We start from the raw sequence: 25419 nt of genomic DNA on the forward strand, positions 1-25419 counted from the left end.
TATTTAATTTTATTTACTATGCCATTGCACTATATGATGCAATAGACGACCACTTTGGCATATTTCGTTTAACAACTGCAACTACTACAGTCATATCATCATTAATATCGCCAGTATTTGATCGAATAACCTCCTCTAGTAATAACTCAGCTACTGCCTGAGGATCATCCGTTTCTAATTCGCTTACTTTGCGTTTCATCCACATTTCATAGTTTTCTACATGTCTAGGTCCTTCAAAAATCCCATCGCTCATCATGATTAATAAATCACCAGCTTTTAATTGCTCGCTAACAACTTCTACATCAAAGTCATCGATAATTCCAATTGGAAGATTACTTCCTTCTATTTTGATAACTTGTGTACCTCGCTTAACGAAGCTCGGTGATGAGCCAATTTTTAAGAATTTTGCTGATGCATCATGTAAATCGACCATCGCTAAATCTAATGTAGCAAATACCTCCTCGGTTGTACGTAAGGATAATATTGAGTTAATTGATTTAATCGCAACAGTTTCTTCAATGCCAGAGTTTAATATTTTTTGTAATAGCTTTAACGTTTCATTGCTTTCAATATGAGCACGTTCGCCATTACCCATTCCATCACTGATTGCAATCGCATGTTTTCCTGCTCCTACATCCATGATTTTAAAAGCATCTCCGGAAATGAATCCTCCACCTTTTGCAGCAGTAGCTACTCCCGTTTCAATGACATAGGCTTTGTCAGATCCAAATGTAACTAAGTAATGTCCACTATTCGGAATCGCAGCCGATTCTTCTTTTAACACGACAATCGTCTCTTTTAAAATATCTGATAAAATTGGCGCAATTAATTTTTGACATTCACCATACTCATTCTCAAAAGGTATAAGAATATCAATATCTATATTCCCTTGCTCTAAATTGTAAATTTCAACTTGGCTTACGTCGATTCCAAAGTTTAGTAATGCTTGAAGAATTTGATCCTCTTGCAACTGATGGTTCTCTTTTTCACGTTGAATTTCTTGTGCAAAATCAACCATTACTTTTGAAACGCCTTTTAATTGTTCTGCTACTAATCTTCTACTTTCTTGGACTTGCTTTTTTAGTCGTTGATTAGCTCGGAAATAAAACACTTCTTGCTTCATCAAGTCTGCCATCTTTGATGAACGCTGACAATACTTTTCCCACTCCCTCATAAATTGACCATTTTTAATGAGCTTGTCATTTTCAACAAGATCCATCATATTTGCCATGTATTGATATGTTCGATCACCATTATTTGACCAACAATGGTCTTTCTTTAAACAACTATTACAACATTTATTTGAAATGCTGCATACAAACAACTCTTCATCCGTTAATTCATCTTCAATTTTGGAAAATTGACTTGGTTGAGAAAAACTTGCTGATAATGCCTCGAATACATTCGAAAACTGGTTGATACGATTAGCAGTTAAATCACGTATCTTTCGAAGATATTGTTGTTGATCTGTAGAATGTTCTTCTGTACCTGGCACTAACTTCGCTAATTGTTTTAACAAAATTGTAGGCGTTAAAATAAACAACAAAATCGCTATAACTGATTCTATGATTGAAAAGATGATATCTGATTGCTTTTCAGCATAGAAACTAATTAAGCAAGTACCAATTAGTAGTCCCGCTGCTGCGCCTAGACGTTTGCCTTCTTTTAACAATCCTCCTAATAATCCAGAAAATGCTAACAAGCTCATTTGATATAAACTTGAAACACTTGCAAGGCTTAAAATTAATCCAGTTACAACACCAACAGTACATCCAACTGTTCCACCTGCAACAAACGCAAAAACCAAAACGATATATCTTGTAACGATATGTTGAATCGAAAGGTCTTGAATATACCAGTCAGTTGTCCCCGTCACAACTGAAGCCAATAAAATTACCAGACATACAATTTCCTCAACACCTAAAAGTTGTTTTCTTTTTGGTATGGCAAGTAAAGGTACACTTTGGAAAAATATCATCGTTAAGATAAAGCTTAGTCCAGCTTCAACTGATGCCATTAAGACATCATACATCAATACTTCTTGCTGAAAAGCATATGAAATTAGTAAGTGACTTAGAAATACTGATAAAAATACTTGAAATGGGACAAGTCCCACATAATGACGTTTAATTCTTGAAAAGAAAATATTGAGGATAAAGAATAAGATGACTGTAGAAAACGCATAGCTAGCTGTTTCAAGCGAGACAGTTGCTGCTCCTGCCATTAATGCGATAAAGGCTACACCTGTGCGCTCGCGTTTCATCATATATACAGAGGCAAAAAACGGTAAAACAAAAGGGAGAATATTTGATAAGATTAACGCACGTCCTAATAGAAAACCAGTTATAAAGATTAATAGTCCCCAATCAAAAAGTGCTTTTTCTAACTTAGGCTTTATCGACTTAGAGGACTGCCGAAAAATAGATTGAAATCCGTTCATAGGGATCAAGCTTGGCGAAGTATTAGAAGATCCTCTTTGTAATTTAGACATATTCCCACCCCATCCGATTTAGTTTATGTCCATATTTTAACTTGTCCCATTGCAAGAATATGTCAAAATGACAAAGGATAATAAAAGTTTCCTTCGACGGAAAAAGCTTTAACCTACAACTGTTTTACAAATTATGAGAAAACTTAGCATCAGAATTACTCTAATCAAGTAAAAGAAGCGCATTTCATAAATAATATGTCTATAAAAAAATAGAATAGGAATTAAAATATAAGGATATATGGATGTGAATATCTGGTGATGTGAATGACTAAATAAATTTCACTGGCAGCTCAAATCACTTAATCCATTACTAGAGTGATTTTCCAACACAGCGAGTTACACTTAATAAATAATAAAAAAACGTCTAGCCCCTATTAGAGACTAGACGTTTTTTTCTAGAAGATATGACCCGTACGGGATTCGAACCCGTGTTACCGCCGTGAAAGGGCGGTGTCTTAACCGCTTGACCAACGGGCCGTAAAATATATGGTAGCGGCGGAGGGAGTCGAACCCACGACCTCACGGGTATGAACCGTACGCTCTAGCCAGCTGAGCTACACCGCCATATTATTTAAACGACAAGATTTATAATAGCATGGGTAAATATACCCGTCAATATATTTTTTCATAGATTACATGTTTTTTAACTTTCAATTCATCCCTTATGTCAACCGACTCCTTACATACAAAAAACGCACTCAATGACTGAGTGCGTGTTCTATATAATCATTTATGTCCTGACAAGGTAGCAAATTAACCTCGACGAGCTCCACGACCACCGCGCTTAGATTCTGTGTTGCGTTTTAAAGAAGCTAGGCGATCTTCACTGTCTTTTAAAAATTTACTCATTTTTTGATCAAATGTTTCTTTAACTGGACGTTGATCTGAACGATTTTGGTTTTTACCACGGTTTCCACCGCCACCGCCACCATATGCAGGTCTACTTGTGCGAGGTCTTTGCTCACGCTCTCCCTCTTTTACTGGTGGACGTTCTTTTGCTTTTTTAATTGAAAGTCCAATTTTGCCGTCCTTTTCAACATTGATAACTTTTACTTCGACTTCATCGCCAACTTTTAAATGTTCATTAATATCTTTAACATAGTTGTCAGCTACTTCACTAATGTGAACAAGTCCAGTTACTCCTTCTGGTAACTCTACGAAAGCACCAAAATTTGTTATTCCTGTAACTTTCCCACTTACTTTGCTGCCTACCTCAATTGACATAAAAAAAATGCTCCTCCTTAAGTTGTTTAACTGGATTTACTATATTATATAAAATAATAAAATCAAGTGTCAATGAAACGATAATTACTTAATATTGGGAAAGATGATTTCTCCCTCTTTTGAAAAAAATAAATTTTTTCGAGCCATTTCAATAATAAACTCATCATCACTCAATTGGTTGATTAAATGATTAGAGTCCTCGATCTCACTTTTTGTATCTTTTAACTCTACCGAAGCTTGTTGTAACTGATTCATTTTTGAAGAATAAAGCAGCTGTTGTGATTCAAAATGCGATTGTAATAATAAACATATAGGTATAGCAAACATAAAGAAACATGAAACACGCATGAAAAACTTCTTTATACTCCTTTTATTAGGAATATCGAATTGCTCCTCAACTAAAACAATTTTCTGTTTAACATAATCTTGTCTAGTTACATCCAACTTCCTAGCATGCTCCACTTATTTCTTCCTCCTATCTAAAAGGTTCTTTGCTTTTTTAATAGTAGTAAGGAAGATATTCTTTGATTTTTCTAAAATCCCTTTAAATCGCCCTAAATAGTTTTTGACTTGTTTTGGCACAAAAAACCAACATACTCTGACGAAAAACATTAAAATTGATAGGACAACGTTGTAAAGTAAATGGATTAGTCGAATAAGGATACCATAAATAAATAAAAGAATGACAATCACAAGCTGAATCAGCCACTTAATTGGTATGACAATCAATGCATTAATAATCTTCACGATTATACGGTACAATCTAATCACAAGTTGGATCGTAAACTCTAGAATTTTTTTATAAATCGATTTTAGTAAACTTTGATAAGCAGCAAATCCACATAATAATGCTAAAAGTAGATAAAAACGCAATGCTCCCTCGTTCACCAGATACAACGCATAAAAAACTAGTAATGACTGAAAGATCCAAAACAAAATATCCGTACCAAAAACAAGATATTTATTACTTCTACCTCGATATAAAAAACGATGGTATGTATCTAGCGCCATACCAAGGTAAGCACCCATACCGACCATCGCCACCATAGAGTAAAACTGAACGTTTAAGCTCATTTAAATAGCTTGCTAAAGATTCCTTTAGCTTTCCCCGAGTTATATTCATCGATATAACATAATTCGTTTATTTTTCCTTTTATTGCCACGTGCCCTTTTTCTACATCGAGGTTTTTCATTTGTAGGTTATGGCCTTTAATATGCAGAAAACCTAAGGTTGTTTCTAGTAAAAACTCTTCGCTATCGAAGCTTTCTACTTGTTTTACACCAGTAATTTCTAAATATCTTCTACTCTTTAACGATAAATCCTGTTCAATTAACTGGTTTGTATTTTTCGCATTCAACTCATACGGATTATTATTCATAACGTCCCTCCATATACGTAAACATACTTGTATGAATGTAAATTCAATACAGCTTTATTTGTACAAGTATATGAAGGGACAACTATTTTAGAACAAGCTATCAGTTAGTTTTTCTTCACTGATAATTGAATACATCGCATCAGCTTCTTCTTTGCGGACTGTTTCTTTTAATAAATTAATTTTTGCCGTAACAATTTTTTGTCCAAAGCGAATCTTCAACTCATCGCCAACTTTTACTTCTGTAGAAGCTTTTGCAACCGTACCATTTATTGTAATTCTTCCTTGATCAGCTACTTCTTTTGCAAGTGTACGTCGCTTAATAATTCTCGATACTTTTAAAAATTTATCAAGTCTCATTTTTCTCTCTCCTTATTCTCAAGTTACTCTAGCTCTTTTGCTTCATTCCAGAATTCATCCATTTCCTCAAGAGACACATCTGAAAATGTTTTATTTATTTCATTCAGCTTTGATTCGATAAACTGAAAACGTTTTGTGAATTTCATATTGGTTTTTAAAATTGCTTGCTCAGGATTTACATCAATAAATCTTGCTAAATTAACGATGCTAAATAGTAAGTCGCCTAATTCAGACTCTATTTTTGACTGCTCATTCAGCTCAATTGCTGCAAGTACCTCGGCTAGCTCTTCTTTGATCTTATCTACAACTGGCGGTAACTCTTTCCAATCAAAGCCTACTTTTGCAGCCTTGCTTTGTAGCTTTTCTGCCTTTAGTAAACCCGATAATTCTTTTGGTATACCAGATAAAATCGTTGTAACAGTGTCGCCTTTTTCAGCTTGCTTTAATTCCTGCCAATTTTTTAACACTTCTTCTTCATCTTCTACATTCACATCTGCAAATACATGTGGATGACGGTAAATTAGCTTCCTTACTAATCCTTTAATAACATCTTGGATTGAGAAATAACCTTCATCTTCTCCAATTTGAGCATGTAGCATCACTTGAAGCAATACATCCCCAAGCTCTTCTATGATGTGATCATCATCCTCCTCATCAATTGCTTCAAGTAATTCGTACGCCTCTTCTAATAAATATTTCTTTAAAGATTCATGTGTCTGCTTTTGATCCCAAGGACACCCTTCAGGGCCCCTTAATGTTGCAATTACAGAACGAAGTGTTTCAAATTGATGATATAAATCTGCTTCATGCTTTACTGGTGGTACATACACACTCGTTAAGTTATTGATTGAAGTATCACGATCTAATTCGAATAGAGGCACTGTTCTAATTTGCTCAGATTCACTACCTGCTGCAGTCACAATCGTTATTTCATAATCATCAGGTAATTGCTCCATTAATTTTAATTTCGCATGTGAAGCGGTCATTTGGTCATAAACCTGGCAAATAATTAAATGCTGTCTAAATGTTATGTATTCTTGCTCTAAATCAGTGGCATCAACGAATTGAAAGCCTTCTATCGGATCAATTTTCAAGCTAGTAAACATCGCATCTAAAAAACTTTGTCCACCTTTAATATCTATTTCTACTTTTCCTTGATTAGCTAATTCAATTAACAATTGAACTGTTTTCTCTGCTACAAGTGGGTGCCCTGGCACTGCATATGTAATTTGTTTCTCCTTAGATTCTGTCACTAAAGAGTTCACAATTTCTTGATATACTTCCTCAAATTGATCATGCTTTTCATATACAGCGTCATAAGACTGATATGTAAGTCCCTCTGCCTCTAATTCTTGAATAACAGGATGGTCTTTTGTTCGTAAAAATAGATTTTCAGTCTTTTGTAGTATTTTATAAATCCCTAATGGCAGCTGATTTAAATCACCTGCACCTAGGCCTAAAACTGTAATCTTGTTCATTTTGCTCCTCCTGTTCTTTTAAGAGAGCCATTTTTGTAATTTTTTACTTTTTATTAACGAGCTCAGCTCTTCAACAGTAAATAGTTTTATTTTGATTAAGATGATTGTAAAAACAATAGCTCCAACGCCTGCCGATGTTAAAGCTTCAACTAACATACGTAAACGAAGCGGATTGATAAATAATGAATACTTCTCATAAATATATTCATATCCAAGAACACTGCAATACATAATCACCAGGGAAATTAATAGCTTTAAAATAAACATTAATCCAAAGAATTTTACTTTTGAGAGTTTATAAATATAAGCTAAATTTAAGATTGTCACAATGATTAATGCAACAACAGTTGAATATGCCGCTCCTTTAGAACCGATTTGCTCCATTAAAATAACATTTCCAATGAATTTTACACATCCACCTGCGAATACATTTAATGCCGGAATCAAACTTTTCCCAAGACCTTGTGCTATAGATGAAGTTGTAATTGAGATACCTGCAAAAAAGATGGAAACACATAAAATCGACAGTACATCTGTACCTAAATCATTTCGATAAAGCATAATATTTGTCGGATGAATGATGGAAACTAGCCCAACAGTTGCAGCGGCTCCAACTACAATACTTACTCTAATTGCCGCTGAAATTCGGTTATTAATTGAAGAATGTTCTTTTCTAACTAACTCCCTTGATAAATACGGTATTAAAGCTAACGAAAATGACGAAGCAATTACGGCTCCAAGTTGAATTAACGGAAATCCTCGATCATAAATACCTTTAACTAACTTAGCTCCTTCCACATGATATCCATATTGCACTAAAAGTGGATAAAAGGAGATTGAATCGATAAATTGTATAAATACGAGTACTAAGCTACTTAAGCTAAGTAGGATTCCTTGATATAAGATTGTTTTCAGTTCAAAACGATATTTCTTTACTAAACTGAAAGATGGAATCGTTAAACCGGAACCTTTAAAAGAAACCCAGTAAAAGAAGTATAATATTGCAGCGATGCTTCCCAATATTGAACCCGAAACTGCGCCCGCTCCTACAACATAAAGATTATCTGTAGTTTGCATTAAATAAATTGATAGTACTAAAATCGTTATTACACGAATTAATTGTTCAATTACTTGACTGATAGAAGTTGGCCCCATATCTCCTAAACCCTGATAGTAGCCTCGGAAGGCCGATGTAATTGGGACAAATAAGAATCCAACGCTGACAACTCGAATCAGCATAGCAAGATGTTCGTCACGCATAAACTGCGCTATGCTATTACTCCCTATGTATAGAGTCAAAAAACACAAGGTACCAATCAATAAAAGCATCATAAAAGTCGCATACACTAGCTCTTTGGCACCCTTTTCATCTTTTTTTGCTAATCGTTCAGCTACATAAGATGATAAAACTAAAGGAAAACCATATGTGGAAAAAGCTAAAGCAATTGCATAAACAGGATACACCTGTTGGTAAATATAGTAACCTAAATCACCAGCAATATTTTGATATGGAATTTTATAAAATGCACTTAATACCTTTGATAATAAAGATGCAATTGTAATAAATAAAGCTCCTTGTAAGGCTGCTTTCTGCTTAGCTTTTTGCAAAAGGATAACAACTCCTTTGATAGATGGTTCACCCTTTAATGTATTACATTATTGGGGTTTATGTAAAGAGTTGCCAAAAGAAAAACCATTCTTGCGCCAAATCTGGCAAAAGAATGGTTTACTTTTTTGTTTTTTCCAGTTCCGGCGCCTTACTCCTCGAGTCATAAGACCAATCCCAAAGAAGGTAAAAAGCACCTTCTCCGTGCTTGTTCTTATGCTTGTCGGAGCTGACCAGTCGCCTCCACTTTTCGTGGTGTCTAGTTCCGGCTCCTAGCTCCTCGAGTCATAAGACCGATCCCAAAGAAGGTAAAAAGCACCTTCTCCGTGCTTGTTCTTATGCTTGTCGGAGCTGACCAGTCGCCTCCACTTTTCGTTTTCACTGCTCCATTTGTCTTGCTAAGAAGTTTGTTGCTGTGTCGATTGCTTTTTTCTCAACCTCTGTGATCGTTTTGTCTTTGGAGAAGATAACGACTGCTCCGATGGGGTCACCACTTGCGATGATTGCTCCTACGGCATAGGATTGGTATTTTTCAATTACACTTTCGATAAAAGAAGCTTCACCAGGCTCACTTATTACTTTCGAATTTCGTTCCGCCATGATTTTTTCAATAATATCACCAATATTTTTGTTTAAGTATTCTTTCTTAGAAGCCCCTGCAACTGCAACTACTGAATCACGGTCACTTATGATAACAGTGTGACCCAGTGTATCGTATAATGCATCTGCATACTCCTTAGCGAAATCACTTAATTCACTAATAGGTGAATATTTCTTTAAAATAACTTCTCCATCTCTGTCTACAAATATTTCTAATGGATCACCTTCACGGATTCGTAAAGTTCTCCTGATTTCCTTGGGTATTACTACTCGACCTAAGTCGTCAATACGTCGTACAATTCCTGTTGCCTTCATACTTGTAAAGCGCCTCCTCACTTACTTGCTTGTCTACGTTTATGAAAGAGAGTGACAATGAGGTAAGGTCACCCTTAATTAATGATAGTATCCTTCACAACTTCCGTTCTATACAAAATAAGTGAGATTTTTTGACACCTTTACTAAATTTATAGTAGTGTAAGCACATTTTGGTAACTTTTCTACATTTCGTTAAGCATTTACGCTTTCTTTTTTCACATTTTTAAGTCCGGTAATTAGTCCTTCAAGTGTTGTTAACCAGTCAGCTGGTTTTTTCCCTTTAACATCTAGTGTAATTTTTAATTTAGTACCATCCATGCCAAGTCCAATTCCTCTTCCATAAGAACTGCAGAGCTTGAATAGTTTTCCGCCATCAATATTTGCACTTGCTGCTTCTGAGAAGTAAATACTAACCTCTGATTTAGCTTGCTTAATCAGTTCTATTTTCTCTGCGTTAGCTAATAACTTGATATGAGCAACCTGACATAAGTAGCCAACTTCTACAGGGAATTCTCCAAATCGGTCCATCAGTTCATCTTGAACATCGTTTAATTCATCAAACGTCTCTACTCTTCTAAATTGCTTATACATTTCAATTTTTTGCTTACTGTCTTGAATATAAGTATCAGGTAAATAAGCGTCTACCTCGATATCTATTTCAACAGTAATTAGATCTTCCTTCTTAATGCCTCTACGTTGCTCAATTGCATCCTTCAGCATTTGTGAGTATAGGTCAAATCCGACAGAGTCGATAAATCCATGCTGTTGGGCCCCAAGTAAATTACCTGCTCCACGTATTGATAGGTCACGCATGGCAATCTTAAATCCTGAACCGAGCTCAGTAAATTCTTTAATTGTTTGAAGGCGTTTTTCAGCAACCTCAGTCAATACTTTGTCTTGTTTATACGTAAAGTACGCATATGCTACACGGTTTGATCGCCCTACTCTTCCTCTTAACTGGTAAAGCGTCGATAATCCCATACGATCTGCATCATGCACAATTAACGTATTTACATTCGGTATATCTACACCAGTTTCAATGATCGTCGTACTGACTAGAACGTCATATTGCCCATCTAAGAAGGCATACATAACTGATTCGAGTTCACCTTCGTTCATTCGACCATGTGCCACTGCTACTTTCGCATCGGGAACTAGCATTGAAATTTGTTCCGCCATACGTTCTATATCTTCTACACGGTTATATAAGAAATAAATTTGTCCGTCTCGAGACAACTCTCTTTCAATCGCCTCTCTTACTAATGCTGCATTGTATTCTACAACGTATGTTTGAACTGGGAAACGATTTTCTGGCGGTGTTTCAATTACTGATAAATCCCTAACGCCAAGCATAGACATGTGAAGTGTACGTGGTATCGGTGTTGCTGTTAATGTCAGAACGTCTACATTTGCTTTTAATTGCTTAATCTTTTCTTTATGTGATACACCAAAACGTTGCTCTTCATCGATGATCAACAAACCTAAATCCTTATACACTATATCTTTTGATAATAATCTATGCGTTCCAACTACAATATCAACCGAGCCTTCTTTTAGGCCTTTCATTGTTTCAAGTTGTTGTTTACGGGAACGGAAACGATTTAATAAACCTATATTTATTGGGAAATCCTGAAATCTTTCACGTAATGTTTCAAAATGCTGCTGTGCCAATATTGTTGTCGGCACTAAAAAGGCTACTTGCTTACCTTCTACAATCGCTTTAAAAGCAGCACGAATTGCTACTTCAGTTTTCCCGTAACCTACGTCGCCACATAATAGACGATCCATAGGACGTTCTCTTTCCATGTCTTTCTTAATTTCACTAATAGAGCGAATTTGATCGTCTGTCTCTTGATATGGGAATGAAGATTCAAACTCTTGTTGTTCTACTCCATCTGGCGAGAAAGCATATCCTCTTGACGCTTCTCTTTCTGCGTATAATTTAATTAAATCATCTGCTATATCTTGAACAGAGCCTTCAACTTTTTTCTTAACCTTTTTCCAATCCGACCCACCAAGCTTATAAATCTTTGGTTCTTTACCTTCAGAACCTACGTATTTTTGCACTTGATCGATTTGCTCGATTGGAACAAATAACTTGTCATCACCATGGTATCTAACGTGTAAATAGTCTTTATGAATACCATTTATCTCAAGTGTTTCAATTCCTAAAAACTTACCTATCCCATGATTAACGTGTACAACATAATCCCCGACTTTAAGTTCAGAGTAGTTTTTAATTCGTTCTGCATTTGATAGTTTTGTATTAACTCTTTTTTGCTTTTTCGCTTTCTTTGTAAAAAGCTCTCTCTCAGTGATTAAGACGAATTTTTCTAATGGGAGTTCAAAACCTGAAAGGAGTTCACCCTTCATAATATACACTTCGCCGCTCTTAATTTGATCAATAGAAGAAACAATTTTGCCTTCCATTTTATAGTCTTCTAAAATATTTTCTATTTTAAAAGTTCTTTCATCACTTTCGCCGAGCATTACAATTGTATATTTGTTTTTCTTCCAACGATCCAATTCATTTTTTAACAAATTCATTTGCCCATGAAACTCTTGCATTGACTTACATTGAATCGACACAACTTGTTCAGGATGTGTATGAGGAACTCTTCTAGAAAATAGACTAGTATGTATTTGTTGGCGCTTTCTAGACTGAAGCAATTGGAAAAAATCATGAGAGAAAGTAACACCTTGTAGTGCTTTTCCTTCAGCTAATAACGATGTATACCACTCAGCCTCATCTTTCTTCATTTGTTCTACTACTTCATGAACCCTTGATATCTCATCAACGATTACGATTGCGTCATTGGGTATATAATCTAGTAAACTAAATTGTTTTTCATAGATTAACCCAAAGTACTTATATATTTGGTCAATTAATTGACCTTGTTTTAACTGTTCAATATCATACGTCACTTTTTCAACCAAAGTCTCTTTTAATTGTTTGTCAGTCGTTTTTGAAAGTGTAAATTTAAACGCATCTTCAATTCGCTGAACGCCTAATTGTAAATCAGCTTTAGGGATAATTCTCTCTGTTGCTGGTCCAATCTGAACAGTTTCGTACTTATTGATTGACCTTTGGTTATCTGGAGAAAAAGAACGGATCGAATCTATTTCAGTATCAAATAATTCTATTCTGATAGGATCCTCGTATGTAAGTGGATAAATATCTAAAATACCTCCACGTACGCTGAACTCACCTTTACTTTCTACCATTCCAACTCTCACATATCCCATTTGTACAAATTGAGATACTAATGTCGTTAAATCTATTTCCTCACCTAGTTCAAAATGAAGTTGATAGCTTGCCCATAGCTCTGGTGATGGCAAATAGCCTACTAAACCTGAAACAGGCGTAACGATGACCGATGCTTTATTAGCCATTAAACTATTTAATGCGATTAATCTTTGTGATCTTAATTCAGGACTTGAAACTGCGATTTCTGAAGCAATCAGTTCATTTGCTGGATATAAGAAAACCTGTTCTTCTCCCAATATAGACTTTATATCTTCGAAAACTTTTTGAGCTTGAAGAAGATTATTCGTTACGATTAATTGAGTCTTTTTAGTTTCCTTATAAACTGCTCCAGTTAATATGGTTTTAGCAGAGCCAGTTAAATTGGTAACTAATTGCTCTCTTAGTCCGTTTCTTAGACCGCTTATTATTTTTTTTATATCATTATACCGGTTAAATTGTTCAATTAAACCAATCACGAAGTCATTCTCCCCTAACAGTCAATCTAAGTCTATTTCAAAAAAACATACCCTTAGTTGAAACATATTTGTCATTGTTCGAAATAAAAAACAGAAAAACGCCTCAGGTAGGTACCAAAGGCAAATTAATGTATGAAATTTTTATATTGATGGTAATGTGGGTATTCTGAAAGTGTCATTTCACAATCCTCGCATACAATTTGAAAAACTTGGTTAGGAGATTGAATAAATTTTACAAAATCACTTAATTCCGCTTCAAATGAATGGCAATAATAAGAGGTTAATTGTAGTAATTGATTCTTTTCAAATCTACCTATTACCGTGTTGCAGTATCTACACTGACATTCTAATAATTCCAACGTGATGCCTCCATACGATAATAAAATTCATATATACAGTATGGATTGTACTTACTATACTTATTCAATGCCAAGGCGCAAATTCCTGTTTTTTATTTTTTATTAAATTGATTCATTACTTCAACAAATGGATGCTTTAAAAAGTATTCACATGCGTCAGCAGCTCGCTTTACACCATCAACTACATCGGCTACTTCCTCTTCATGAAAATTGGAGAGTACATGATTTACAACACTCATTCCATTACTTGGACGGTCTACACCGATACGAATTCTTTGAAATTCCTGAGTACCAAAGTGTTGGATTAAAGACTTAATTCCGTTATGACCACCAGCGCTACCTTTCCCACGCAAACGAAGCTTACCGGTTGGAATATCCATTTCATCATAAAGTACTACTAAGTCTTCGATATCAATATCAAAGTAGTCCATAAATGGTCTAACACATTCTCCTGATAAGTTCATATATGTTAATGGTTTAAGTAAGTATACTTTTTCACCATTTATCATTCCTGATCCATAAATACCATTAAATTTTTGCTGATTTAATGGTATTCCATGACGATGTGCTAATTCGTCAATCGCAATAAAACCAATGTTATGTCTCGTTCTTTCATACTCTCTTCCTGGGTTTCCTAACCCTACAAAAAGCTTCATCTTTATACCTCCCTAAAACAAACTGTACTGATATTACGAAAAGACGTAACCACTTTGGGCTACGTCCTCTTATACTTTCAGACAACATGCAAGCTATTAATCAAATAATGTACTTACAGATTGCTCTTCATATACACGAATGATTGCTTCGCCAAGTAGGCCAGCAACAGATAATTCAACAAGCTTTCCTGCTTTTTTCTCTTCAGCAAGACAGATTGAATTTGTTACAACTAATTCTTTAATGCAAGAGTTTTCAATACGATCAAGTGCCGGTCCAGACAATACAGGGTGTGTACAACAAGCATATACTTCTTTCGCTCCATGCTCTACTAAAGCATTAGCAGCAAGGGTAATCGTACCAGCTGTATCAATGATATCATCGATTAAGATTGCCGTTTTGCCTTCAATGTTACCAATAATATTCATAACTTCAGAAACATTTGGTCTTGGTCGACGTTTGTCAATGATAGCAATAGGCGCCTTAAGGCGATCAGCCATTTTACGCGCTCTTGTTACTCCACCATGATCTGGAGAAACGATTACGATATCATCAAGCTGTTTTTTTCTAAAATAGTCAGAAAGGATAGGTACACCTAATAAATGATCAATTGGAATATCGAAGAAACCTTGAATTTGTGGTGCATGTAAATCAAGTGTAATTACTCGAGTTGATCCAGCTGTTTCAAGTAGGTTTGCAACTAATTTAGATGTAATCGGCTCACGTGAACGAGCTTTACGATCTTGACGAGCATAACCATAATATGGAATTACAAGGTTAATCGTTTTTGCAGATGCACGTTTTAACGCATCAATCATAATTAATAATTCCATGATGCTCTCATTTACTGGAAAGCTAGTTGATTGAATGATAAATACATCACAACCACGGATACTTTCCTCTATATTAATTTGCACTTCTCCGTCACTAAAACGAGAAACAGAGCATTTACCAAGCTCTACGCCAATGTGTTTTGCGATCTCTTCTGCTAATTTAGGATTCGAATTAAGAGTAAATACTTTTAAATGCTTGTCTGGATAATGATTAGGCATGTTTCGTGTACCCTCCGCTTTTTTTCTTTTTATCTATAATTAATTTTTATAGTATCCTTCTTTGTTCACTTGCCTTGCTCTTGCGATTGCAAGAGAATCTTCTGGAACCTCATCAGTAATTGTAGATCCAGCCGCAATATATGAACCTTTTTTCACAGTTACAGGTGCAATTAAGTTAGAGTTACAACCAACAAAGACATGATCTTCAATAATTGTTTTAAACTTATTTTTCCCATCGTAATTAACAGTGATTGAACCACAACCAATATTTACGCCTTGGCCAACCTCTGCATCACCAATATAGCTTAAATGAGATGCTTTACTGCCATTACCGAATGTAACTTTTTTCGTTTCTACGAAGTTACCGATTCGAACTTCATTACCTAGTGTTGTAGCTGGACGAATATGTGCAAATGGTCCAACTGTTGTTGAGTCGCCAATTTTGCTTTCGTGAACTACAGATTGTTTAATGCTTGTTTCATTCCCAATTTCACTATCGATTATTTCAGTATTTGGTCCGATTACACAATCAGTTCCAATTATACTATTACCATAAATCATTGTGCCAGGATAAATAATTGTATCTTCACCAATTACTGCATCCGCAGAAATATAAGTACTTGCTGGGTCAATGATTGTAACACCATTTAGCATATGTTTCTTATTAATGACTTTGCGCATTAGTGTTTCAGCCATTGATAAGGCATATCTATCATTTACACCTAATGTTTCATCGAAATTTGGTGTTTTGTATGCTGCTACGATTTGATTTTGTTCTTTTAATATTTCAATAACGTCTGGTAAATAGTATTCACCTTGTGAGTTATCATTATTAACTGCGTTTAAGGCTTCGAATAATGCCTTATTGTCAAAGCAATATGTTCCAGTATTAATTTCTTGAACAGCTAATTCTTCAGGAGATGCATCCTTGTGTTCAACAATTTTTTGTACTGATCCATCATTACTCCTAATTATTCTACCATAACCTGTCGAATCCTCAAGGTGAGCAGTTAAAATGGTAGCTTTTGCCTGTAATCTTTCATGTTCTTCAAAAAGTGCTTGTATTGTTTCAGGTGTAATTAATGGTGTATCCCCACAAATTACTAAAGTTGTACCTTCTTTATCCTTTAAAAGTGGAGCCGCTTGAATAACTGCATGAGCAGTTCCTAACTGATCAGCCTGTAGAGCGTATTCACTATATTCACCTAATTGTGTTTTCACTAATTCAGCACCGTGACCAACTACAGTGACAACATTTTGTACGCCTACTGATTTTACATGATCAACAACATGTTGTACCATTGGTTTACCACATACAGGATGAAGTACTTTATATAATTTTGATTTCATTCTAGTACCTTTACCTGCCGCTAGAACAATCGCATATTTATTTGACATTTTCGTCCTCCATCAATCTATATACATAAATTAAAATGTAATTATTAACATTTTTTAACGATATACATTCATGTTATTATACCATAAAAAAAGAACCCATTATACATTAACGGGTTCTTTTTAGTCATATTTTTAAGAAGCACCTGCTTCTTCAAAGTCTTCTTCTAACTCACCTACACGGTGATATTCAGCTAATACAGAATCCTGTATTTTGCTACGAGTTGAAGAGTTAATCGGATGAGCGATATCACGGAATTCTCCATCTGGAGTACGTTTACTTGGCATCGCTACAAATAAACCGTTATTACCATCAATAACTCGAATATCATGAACGACAAATTCATGATCCAGTGTGATTGATGCGATTGCTCTCATACGACCTTCCGTATTTACGCGGCGTAGTCTTACGTCTGTCACTTCCATCTTGTTCACCACCTTTATCATCTTTAAGCAATACTAGTTAGTTTCAACAGTTATCAAAAATTTCCTTCTTTTTGGAAAATTTTTTATGTAATAAATTTTTAGATTTTTTAAAAATATTTGTTAAATAAGAGGCCTCAAGTAATTTATCGGAATTTTTTATGTAAAATTTAGGAATTTAGAAAAAAATATAAAAAAAAACCTGAAAAAGTTTCAGGTTTTACACAATTGCTATACATTCGATCTCAACAAGCACATCTTTTGGTAATCTTGCTACCTCAACACAGCTTCTTGCAGGCTTATGTTCATTAAAGAATTCTTCATAAACACTATTGAAATCTGCAAAAGTTGTTAAGTCTTTTAAAAACACAGTTGTTTTTACTACTTTTGATAAATCAGTACCAGCTTCTTCAAGTACTGCTTTTAAATTCGCAAAAACTTGTTTTGTTTGTTCTTCGATTCCGCCTTCAATAATTGTCCCATCAACAAGTAATGGAATCTGTCCAGAAGTGTACAATAAACCATTAGCTATCAAAGCTTGTGAATATGGTCCAATAGCTTTTGGGGCATGATCAGTATGAATAATTTGCATTCTCTCTCTTCCCTTCTAATATTATGACAAATAGCTCGATTGCTCGAGATACTATTCTGATTTCATAAATGATTCTTCAAGGAAATTACCTTTTTCTACGCGTATTAGTTGTTCTCTTTCATTCACTTCTGATAATTTCACAAGTGTTATGTAATCTTCAACTAATCTCTCTTCAATATTAACCGCTTCTACTAAAACGCCAATCCCTGCAACATTAGCTTGGAATTCCTTCAATAAATTCTTCATTCCAGTAATTGTGCCGCCAGCTTTCATAAAATCATCAATGATTAATACATTTGAACCAGTTTCAATACTTCGTTTCGCCAAAGTCATCGTTTGAATACGCTTTGTAGAACCTGAAACATAATTGATACTAACCGTTGAACCTTCAGTTACCTTATTGTCATGACGAACAATTACTACTGGTACATTTAAGTAATTAGCAACTGCATACGCTAAAGGAATACCCTTTGTCGCAACTGTCATAACTAAGTCTACTTTTTTGTCACCAAATATTGAAGCAAACATACGGCCAACACTATTTACATAGTTAGGATTACTCAGTATATCAGTCATATAAAGATATCCACCAGGTAACAATCTGTCTGGGGTTTGAATTAAGCTACAAAGTTCTTCTATTGTCGAATTTACTTCTTGAATACTAATACTAGGAATATATTTAACCCCACCAGCCGCTCCTGGAACGGTCACGAGTGTTCCAATACCTTGCTGTTCAAACGTTTGCTTTATAATACCCAAGTCTTCACTAACAGAAGATTTTGCAGAGGCATATAGTTCAGCAAAAAACGTCAATGATACTAACTGTTGTGGGTGATGTAATAAGTAATGGGTCATACCTACAAGACGAGAGCTTCTTCTAATTTTCATGGAGCACCTCAAATCACGAATATTTTATAAAAATTTTATAATAATATTCGTATTTAATCAAGTTTTTCACGTTCACCTAACAGACGAACTGCATAAACCTGGTCACAAAATCCTTTTAATCCATTGTAAACCCGGTTCATTCTTGAATCATGTCTAACCAATCCGAATACAGTTGGACCACTACCGCTCATTAGGACTGCATCTGCACCGAACCTTTTCATTTGTTCTTTAATCATTGCGACTTCAGGATGTAATTGTAATGTAACGGATTCTAGTACATTACCTAAAGAATCACAAATATCTTCATATTTTTTTTCAGATATAGCTTGGACCATTTTATCTACGTCTGGATGCTTCACGTCATCTAGTTTAAGCTTTTGATAAACAGTTGCAGTAGACACACCTTGCGCTGGCTTTGCTAAAATCACCCAACACGGTGGTGGTGTATCAATATGTTGGATTTTTTCTCCACGTCCAGTTGCAATTGCTGTTCCACCATAAACACAAAAAGATACATCCGATCCAATCTTTGAACCAATTTCAGCTAATTCATCTAGTGAGCAATTGAGATTCCAAAGTTTATTTAATCCTCTTAACACTGCTGCGGCATCTGAGCTTCCTCCTGCTAATCCAGCAGCAACAGGAATGTTTTTTGTAATAAAAATATGAGCTCCTTGCTTAATTCCGAACATCTCTTTCAATACTACTGCTGCCTGGTACGCTAAATTACGTTGATCATCAGGCACATATCGATTATGTGATGTAACAATAATCTTATCTTCTTGAAGTAGCTCTAACTCGATTCGATCAGCTAAATCAATTGTCGTCATAATCATTTTTACATCATGATATCCGTCGTCTCTTTTACCAACGACATCTAATGAAAGGTTTATTTTCGCTGGAGCCTTTACCATTAACTTCATTATTTTCACCTTCTTATGAACACTACTTTTTTGCTATTGTATCATAATTAACTCATAAGAAAAATCTACCATTATGAAAGTACCATTTACCCCTTCACTTTCTGTTACGAAAGGTCACAAAAAACCGAAGCAAATAGCTTCGGTTTTATCGAAGTGAATATTTATTACTGTTGCTTATTTGATAATTGTAACTCAGCTAATTGGATTGCTCTTTTAACCATGTTGCCGGCATCCTTCGCTCGGATGCCTCCCCAGCCTTCTTTTTGAACAACGTCATAGAACCCTAAATCTTTTGCAAGCTCTTCTTTAAACTTCTCTGACATAATTCCTCTTCTTCTTCCCAAAAAAGCAACCCCCTTTTCAACTTCGACAGGGTTAGTATATGTAAATTTTTTTATTTCATTAGTCATAAAAAGAAAAGAGACAGTAGTTAGTCTACTGTCCGTTCGCCATTAGTCCACTTGTATGGTCATCACAGAAAAACAATTCAACTGTTTCTGTTAAAATATCTGCATAACTGAAAGATAAGCGTTCAAATGCGTTCTCTTCTTGATCTAGTTGTACTACAAATATGGATGGATATGTTTCTGCTAATACACCGGATCTTTCTACAGTTTTTCTGCGTCCGCTGTTTGCCTTTAATGTAAGTCGTTGTCCAACATGACTATCTAAAGTATCCTTTATTTCAGATAATTTTTTTGCCATTTCATACCACCTCACTCTGACAAGTATACCATCATATGTAAAATAAGTCAACAAAACATAAAATTATACCAACGAGACAGGATACATGTCAATAAAAAATTTTCTTCACCACCATAATATTTGTTAGAATCCGCTATTTTATGTATGAAAATAAAAAAAGATTTTCTACAAACGAAATGTTTCGTTCAAGTAGAAAATCCTTCTTACTATTCTTCCATCGTTTGAAAAGGTAATCCGGTCCTTAAAATCCCTTTGGTTTCTATACCGCCAAGTCCTTTTTCACCTGTGATTGTATTTCGGACGACTTCATATACATTTACTCGGTCCATAAAAGAAGTAAAGCTTATTTTCCCCACCACATAAACTGGATCTAAAGCATGAATATTGACCCGTGTTGGTGAACTAGCGAAATTTGCACCTGCTCTTATAATTGCTTCAAAGTGTGACTGACATGCTCCGGCAAAAATGACCAAATGATCCAATGAAGGAACCTTCTTTCTTGCTTCTTTCACTGCTTCGACAAAAAACTTCGAATGTCGATATGCCTCTAAATCCGTCACAAGACCTTTTGCTTTTGTATATGCATCGTGACCTGTAATAACCAATATATCAGGACGGTAATGATCTAAATAATAACCAATTTTTGAAGGTAACTCTCTTTCTTTACAATAGATTCCTTCTACAGGTACACCCATTTTGTTGTACATCTCGATACATTTCTTTAAGTAAAGTGGATCGCCATCAATATGCAGTACTCTTCCAGGTATTTGAAATAAATTTACTTCAGTACGAAATCCATTTGTGGCTTCAAATTTACGTTTCTCTTTTTGCTCTAATGCCTCTCTTTTAAATAACTTATAATTTTCATCTATTTGAACAGACGATCTTCTACCTTTTTCGCGATATTCGGACTCAATGATTACTCGCAGGTCGGATAAAGGCGCATCAGCAATTAAACGAAAATCGTCACCATATAAAATAGCGGTTACTTCATCTCCGTCTTGTTTTATCTCCACTACTCGAAAAAGTAAGTCATATTTATAAGATGCTCGCTCAACAATATCTCCTACATTAATATTCATGCCTTCCCCTCCAAAATGACTTAAATACACACTACGAGTTGGCTCTCTTTTTTTAGATTATGTGTCCACCTAGAAAAGGGTGATAAGTGGTTTTAAAAAGGAACAGAACCTCGTGGAGGCGTGTTATATGCTATTCTCACTAACAAACATAGAATATAGCGCTAGACATAAAAAAGGACAGTGAACAATGAATACATTGCTTACTGTCCTTAGCTACTATTTATTTTAAACTTTTATATAAACTATTACTCAACGTAGCAAACTCTTGAATACTTAGTGTTTCGCCTCGTCTTGTCCCTTCAATTCCAGCTTCCTCTAAACAAGCTTCAAGTTTAGATTTGTCCTTTTTCAGTAAAGGAAGGTTATTTAATAAATTATTATTTAAGGTTTTTCTTCGTTGCGCAAAACTAGCTCTAACCACTTCAAAAAAGAATGTTTCGTCTATTACTTCCGCTGCTGGTTGATCTCTTTTGATTAGTTTGATAACAGCCGAATCTACATTTGGTTGTGGCATGAAAACCGTTCTAGGCACTGTCATGACTGTGGAAGCATGTGTATAGAATTGAATGGCAATCGAAAGTGAGCCATAATCCTTCGTACTTGGTTTTGCAGAAATTCGATCTGCTACTTCTTTTTGAAGCATACAAACAATTCCTCGAATCGGTAATCCTTCCGTTAATAGCTTCATGATAATTGGCGTTGTTACATAATAAGGTAGATTTGCAACTACCATTATATCCTTTTCATTTGGCAAAAATTCTTCAATAGCTTTTTCTACATCTGCCTTTAATACATCCTCATTAATGATTTGAATATTATCATACGGAGATAATGTATCTTCTAATATTGGTATTAGTCGATTATCAATCTCGAACGCCAATACTTTTTTTGCACGTTTCGCAATTTGCTCTGTCAGGGCTCCTATTCCAGGACCAATTTCAATTGCACAACTTTCTTCTGTTAAGTCTGCATAACTTACAATATTCTCAAGTATATTTGTATCAATTAAGAAGTTTTGACCGTAATTTTTTTTAAAGAAAAAATCGTACTTAGCCAATATTTCTTTTGTACGACTAGGTGTTGCAATATCCTTCATCACTTTTCCTCCATTAAAACTTTTTTTACTGCCTGTCCAAAATCTTCTTTGGAGATTTGAAACATTTGCAGTCTTTTCTCTAATTGCTTGCCATTTGTATAACCAATATTCAGAAGCTTTCCTAGTTTATCTCGTCTTTCACTCGATTTTGGATGTCCAATAAAACCTGCATCTACTAAGTCTTCCTTCGTAATGTCAGAGACCACTTCTACAAATTCTTGCTTTACATGGAGCAATGCATTTCGAATAGATTCTCGTGTTGCATGTTCAATTCCTAATCCTTTTTTACCGGAACGAACTGCTTCTTCTTTTGGTAAGAATGCATGCTTGCAGCCAGGGATATTTTCTTTAATGATTGAACGAATTCGTTGTCCCGGATAATCAGGATCTGTAAATACGATAACGCCTCTCGTTTCTTGTGCATGTTTGATTAGTTTTAATGTTTCTTTATTGATCGCCGAGCCACTCGTTTCAATTGTATCCGCGTCTACAGCTCTCTTTATTGCCGCTGTATCATCTTTACCTTCGACAACAATGATTTCTTTAATCTTCATTTGTTCCTCCATACAGTTCAAGTATATGTAATCATACCATAAGGAAAAGAAAACTTCATATCATGTTAAATTTAGTATAAAAAAAAGCAGAAGGACTTATCCTTCTACTTTTCTAATCATCGATATTTATTTTAAAAATGACTGTTGATTTCCAAAATAGGAATGGATACCTATGGTTTTCGTCAACTAATTTATTAATTGGTTTATTTGACTATAGAACCTATTAAAAACAATAGTCTTTTAAATGAAAGCTAATAAAGCCAGACTATTAATAGGAAACCTATTTTAAATATAATCAATCAAGAATACGAATTTTAACAGTACGACGACCGAAATCAAAACACTCGTCTTTTGTAGGCATTAAAATATCAATACGACGTCCGTCAATTGCACCACCAGTATCTCCAGCAATAGCAACGCCATAGCCTTCAACCCATACTTTCGATCCTAATGGAATAACATCAGGGTCAACTGCAATTAACTTGGTATTTGGATTTTTACGGATATTAATACCAGTAGCCGTAATACCACTCATACCAGCGTCATAAGGAGAATATGCTGTAGCTTCTACATACATTTCTTTTACCTTACCTTTTACTTTCGGTGCACTAGACTTTACCAATGCACTAGATGCTGGCACAGATTTTGTACCTACAGCTACTACTCGATCAACTGGTTCTTTTAAAATTTCTTCATCGATAATCGTTTTAGAAACTACCTTACCATTTTCTTTAATAATTTCGAAGTTTCGTTTTACAAGACCTTTTACACCTTCAGTAATAACCGCTGATTCATCTTTAAACATTGAAAAATCATTTTTCTCTTTTTCTTGATAATCTACTTCCTCTTCAACTACATCGTTGACCTTTTCAACGCGTATTACTCTAACTGTATCGTTTTGTTCAACCGTTTCATCAATCGCTGGTTCAACTCGATCATATTCATTTAAAGTAATGTTTTGTTTATCTAAAAAGTCAGCGACAGTAGTCGAAGTTGAAAATACTTTTTTCGGTTTTCCACCATCATTAAGTACTAAAGGAAAAGCTTTTTCATAACTAATTTCTTCATTTTCTTCTAATGGTGTTGTTAATGCAGGCATGATTACATCATCCTGATTTACTTTAATTTTTTCTTCGCTTAATAATTCTTGGACAGTTTGAGCAGTTGTCATAATCACTTTCTCTTGCCCATTAATTGTAAGCTTTACAGGTTTCGCATGTTGGATAATGATATCCATATCATCTGTTATTTTTGACTTAGCAGATGGATAGATTTCATCCTGATTTGTGATTGTTACATTTTGTTCTTTTAATAATTCAGCCACAGTATTAGCATGTGTTTGAATAACCTGTTCTTTCCCGTCTACCTCAAGAGTTACCTGTTCTTTAAGTCCCTCATATGCTCCTGTACCTACTGATCCAGTGAAAACTAAAGCTCCTGCAAGTTGTACTGCTAGTTTTTTACTACTCCCAAGTCTAGAAAGTAACCTATTCGCGTCTATCACGATTTTACTCCTCCTTTACTATGAGAAAAAAGATTGACTAGCTCCAAACCTATTAACTAGCTTCTACTCTACTGAATGTATGTTTACTAGATTTAGAAGTAGAAGAGTTTTTTTTCGACAAATCCTTCAACTCTTCATACGTGAACTGTGACAAATAGTATCTATTCGTAAAAGTTCATAACATCATTTGTTAATCTGAAAAACTTTACACGCATTATCAAACGTTCTCTTTTGAACTTCTTCAACTGGAATGTCTTTTAAACGTGCAATTTCTTCAGCAACAAGTGATACATAGCTAGGTTCGTTTCTTTTTCCTCTAAACGGGTGTGGGGTTAAGTATGGACAGTCCGTTTCGATTAATAAATTTTCTAACGGAATCTCAGTCGCTACTTCTTTTGGTTTTTTTGCATTTTTAAATGTAACAGGACCTCCTAATGAAATATAGAAGTTCATATTGATACATTCTTTTGCAGTCTCCACACTACCGCCGAAGCAGTGCATTATGCCGCCTACTTCTGATGCATTTTCTTCTTTTAATATTGTAACAATATCTTCAGTTGCGTCTCGATTGTGTATAACAATAGGTAATTTCAGTTCTTTCGCTAGTCGAATTTGTTTACGAAAGACTTCTTGTTGAATTTCTTTAGGTGACTTATCCCAATAATAATCCAAACCTGTTTCACCTATTGCTACTACTTTTGGATGTTTAGATAACTCTTTAATCCATTCAAAATCTTCTTCAGTTGCATCAATAGCATCAACTGGATGCCAGCCAATAGCTGCGTAAAGAAAATCGTATTCCTCTACTAACTCCATAGCCTTTGTAATAGTTGGTCTATCAAAGCCAACAACTACTTGATGAACAACTCCAGCTTCAAGAGATCGTTTAATTACTTCCTCAAGGTCTTCCTTGTATTGATCTGCATTTAAATGAACATGTGTATCGAAAAGCATTTTATATCTCCTTCGCTTATGAAATTTAGTCTAACATGCTATAAAATTTCTTACCTAACGCACAG

At 35.0% G+C, this 25419-nt stretch carries 25 protein-coding genes and 2 tRNA genes; all 27 read right to left on the reverse strand.

What is annotated here, in order from left to right:
* Positions 1–16: 16 nt before the first annotated feature.
* The 27 genes from spoIIE to V7056_RS11315 all read right to left on the reverse strand — a co-directional run bounded on the left by spoIIE (position 17) and on the right by V7056_RS11315 (position 25354).
* Positions 17–2491: a stage II sporulation protein E gene (gene spoIIE / locus V7056_RS11185; protein ID WP_499701942.1), complete on the reverse strand. Its 2475-nt coding sequence runs from the start codon at positions 2489–2491 to the stop codon at positions 17–19.
* 405 nt (positions 2492–2896) lie between these two features.
* Positions 2897–2968, reverse strand: a tRNA-Glu gene (locus V7056_RS11190).
* Between the two features lie 10 nt (positions 2969–2978).
* A tRNA-Met gene (locus V7056_RS11195) sits at positions 2979–3055 on the reverse strand.
* A 189-nt stretch (positions 3056–3244) separates the two neighbouring features.
* Positions 3245–3715 carry a S1 domain-containing RNA-binding protein gene (locus V7056_RS11200; RefSeq protein ID WP_088004059.1) on the reverse strand — a complete coding sequence of 157 codons (471 nt, stop codon included), beginning with the start codon at positions 3713–3715 and terminating at the stop codon, positions 3245–3247.
* Positions 3716–3799: 84 nt separating this feature from the next.
* Complete coding sequence (locus tag V7056_RS11205; protein WP_499701944.1) at positions 3800–4177, reverse strand: FtsB family cell division protein; 378 nt, start codon at positions 4175–4177, stop codon at positions 3800–3802.
* Positions 4178–4789, reverse strand: coding sequence for a spore cortex biosynthesis protein YabQ (gene yabQ, locus V7056_RS11210; protein ID WP_499701946.1), 612 nt, complete (start codon positions 4787–4789; stop codon positions 4178–4180).
* Positions 4786–5094 (reverse strand): sporulation protein YabP, encoded by a 309-nt coding sequence (gene yabP, locus V7056_RS11215; RefSeq protein WP_088004052.1) that lies wholly within the window; start codon positions 5092–5094, stop codon positions 4786–4788. The genes yabQ and yabP overlap by 4 nt, the downstream gene beginning before the upstream one ends.
* Before the next feature lie 87 nt (positions 5095–5181).
* Positions 5182–5451: an RNA-binding S4 domain-containing protein gene (locus tag V7056_RS11220; protein WP_088004050.1), complete on the reverse strand. Its 270-nt coding sequence runs from the start codon at positions 5449–5451 to the stop codon at positions 5182–5184.
* 23 nt (positions 5452–5474) lie between these two features.
* Positions 5475–6929 (reverse strand): bifunctional methyltransferase/pyrophosphohydrolase YabN, encoded by a 1455-nt coding sequence (gene yabN, locus V7056_RS11225; protein ID WP_499701949.1) that lies wholly within the window; start codon positions 6927–6929, stop codon positions 5475–5477.
* Positions 6930–6947: 18 nt separating this feature from the next.
* Positions 6948–8537, reverse strand: a complete 1590-nt coding sequence (locus V7056_RS11230; protein WP_499701951.1) for a putative polysaccharide biosynthesis protein — start codon at positions 8535–8537, stop codon at positions 6948–6950.
* 376 nt (positions 8538–8913) lie between these two features.
* Positions 8914–9450 carry a stage V sporulation protein T gene (spoVT, locus tag V7056_RS11235; protein WP_499701953.1) on the reverse strand — a complete coding sequence of 179 codons (537 nt, stop codon included), beginning with the start codon at positions 9448–9450 and terminating at the stop codon, positions 8914–8916.
* A gap of 192 nt (positions 9451–9642) precedes the next feature.
* Complete coding sequence (mfd, locus tag V7056_RS11240; RefSeq protein WP_499701955.1) at positions 9643–13173, reverse strand: transcription-repair coupling factor; 3531 nt, start codon at positions 13171–13173, stop codon at positions 9643–9645.
* A 125-nt stretch (positions 13174–13298) separates the two neighbouring features.
* Positions 13299–13532: an anti-sigma-F factor Fin gene (locus tag V7056_RS11245; protein ID WP_499701957.1), complete on the reverse strand. Its 234-nt coding sequence runs from the start codon at positions 13530–13532 to the stop codon at positions 13299–13301.
* 92 nt (positions 13533–13624) lie between these two features.
* Positions 13625–14188 carry an aminoacyl-tRNA hydrolase gene (pth, locus tag V7056_RS11250; protein WP_499701959.1) on the reverse strand — a complete coding sequence of 188 codons (564 nt, stop codon included), beginning with the start codon at positions 14186–14188 and terminating at the stop codon, positions 13625–13627.
* A 96-nt stretch (positions 14189–14284) separates the two neighbouring features.
* A complete protein-coding gene (locus V7056_RS11255) occupies positions 14285–15238 on the reverse strand; it encodes a ribose-phosphate diphosphokinase (protein WP_499701961.1) in 954 nt (317 codons plus the stop codon).
* Between the two features lie 39 nt (positions 15239–15277).
* Positions 15278–16636, reverse strand: coding sequence for a bifunctional UDP-N-acetylglucosamine diphosphorylase/glucosamine-1-phosphate N-acetyltransferase GlmU (gene glmU / locus V7056_RS11260; protein WP_499701963.1), 1359 nt, complete (start codon positions 16634–16636; stop codon positions 15278–15280).
* A 132-nt stretch (positions 16637–16768) separates the two neighbouring features.
* Complete coding sequence (spoVG, locus tag V7056_RS11265) at positions 16769–17059, reverse strand: septation regulator SpoVG (RefSeq protein ID WP_056474486.1); 291 nt, start codon at positions 17057–17059, stop codon at positions 16769–16771.
* Positions 17060–17276: 217 nt separating this feature from the next.
* Positions 17277–17648, reverse strand: coding sequence for a RidA family protein (locus tag V7056_RS11270; RefSeq protein WP_499701966.1), 372 nt, complete (start codon positions 17646–17648; stop codon positions 17277–17279).
* Positions 17649–17699: 51 nt separating this feature from the next.
* Positions 17700–18536 (reverse strand): pur operon repressor, encoded by an 837-nt coding sequence (purR, locus tag V7056_RS11275; protein ID WP_499701968.1) that lies wholly within the window; start codon positions 18534–18536, stop codon positions 17700–17702.
* A gap of 53 nt (positions 18537–18589) precedes the next feature.
* A complete protein-coding gene (ispE, locus tag V7056_RS11280) occupies positions 18590–19459 on the reverse strand; it encodes a 4-(cytidine 5'-diphospho)-2-C-methyl-D-erythritol kinase (RefSeq protein ID WP_499701970.1) in 870 nt (289 codons plus the stop codon).
* 164 nt (positions 19460–19623) lie between these two features.
* Positions 19624–19803 (reverse strand): small, acid-soluble spore protein, alpha/beta type, encoded by a 180-nt coding sequence (locus V7056_RS11285; protein ID WP_088004024.1) that lies wholly within the window; start codon positions 19801–19803, stop codon positions 19624–19626.
* 91 nt (positions 19804–19894) lie between these two features.
* The gene (gene veg, locus V7056_RS11290) at positions 19895–20164 is read right to left on the reverse strand and encodes a biofilm formation stimulator Veg (protein ID WP_069033953.1); all 270 of its coding nucleotides are present in this window, start codon (positions 20162–20164) and stop codon (positions 19895–19897) included.
* A 206-nt stretch (positions 20165–20370) separates the two neighbouring features.
* Positions 20371–21246: a sporulation peptidase YabG gene (gene yabG / locus V7056_RS11295; RefSeq protein WP_499701973.1), complete on the reverse strand. Its 876-nt coding sequence runs from the start codon at positions 21244–21246 to the stop codon at positions 20371–20373.
* A 220-nt stretch (positions 21247–21466) separates the two neighbouring features.
* A complete protein-coding gene (gene rsmA, locus V7056_RS11300; RefSeq protein ID WP_499701975.1) occupies positions 21467–22342 on the reverse strand; it encodes a 16S rRNA (adenine(1518)-N(6)/adenine(1519)-N(6))-dimethyltransferase RsmA in 876 nt (291 codons plus the stop codon).
* Complete coding sequence (gene rnmV / locus V7056_RS11305) at positions 22342–22896, reverse strand: ribonuclease M5 (protein WP_499701977.1); 555 nt, start codon at positions 22894–22896, stop codon at positions 22342–22344. Before rnmV ends, rsmA begins: the two co-directional genes overlap by 1 nt.
* A gap of 295 nt (positions 22897–23191) precedes the next feature.
* Positions 23192–24400, reverse strand: coding sequence for a resuscitation-promoting factor (locus tag V7056_RS11310; RefSeq protein ID WP_499701979.1), 1209 nt, complete (start codon positions 24398–24400; stop codon positions 23192–23194).
* A 183-nt stretch (positions 24401–24583) separates the two neighbouring features.
* A complete protein-coding gene (locus V7056_RS11315) occupies positions 24584–25354 on the reverse strand; it encodes a TatD family hydrolase (protein WP_499701981.1) in 771 nt (256 codons plus the stop codon).
* Between the last annotated feature and the right edge of the window lie 65 nt (positions 25355–25419).

This window comes from Bacillus sp. JJ664 (assembly GCF_036962205.1).
Taxonomy (GTDB): Bacteria; Bacillota; Bacilli; order Bacillales; family Bacillaceae_G; genus Gottfriedia.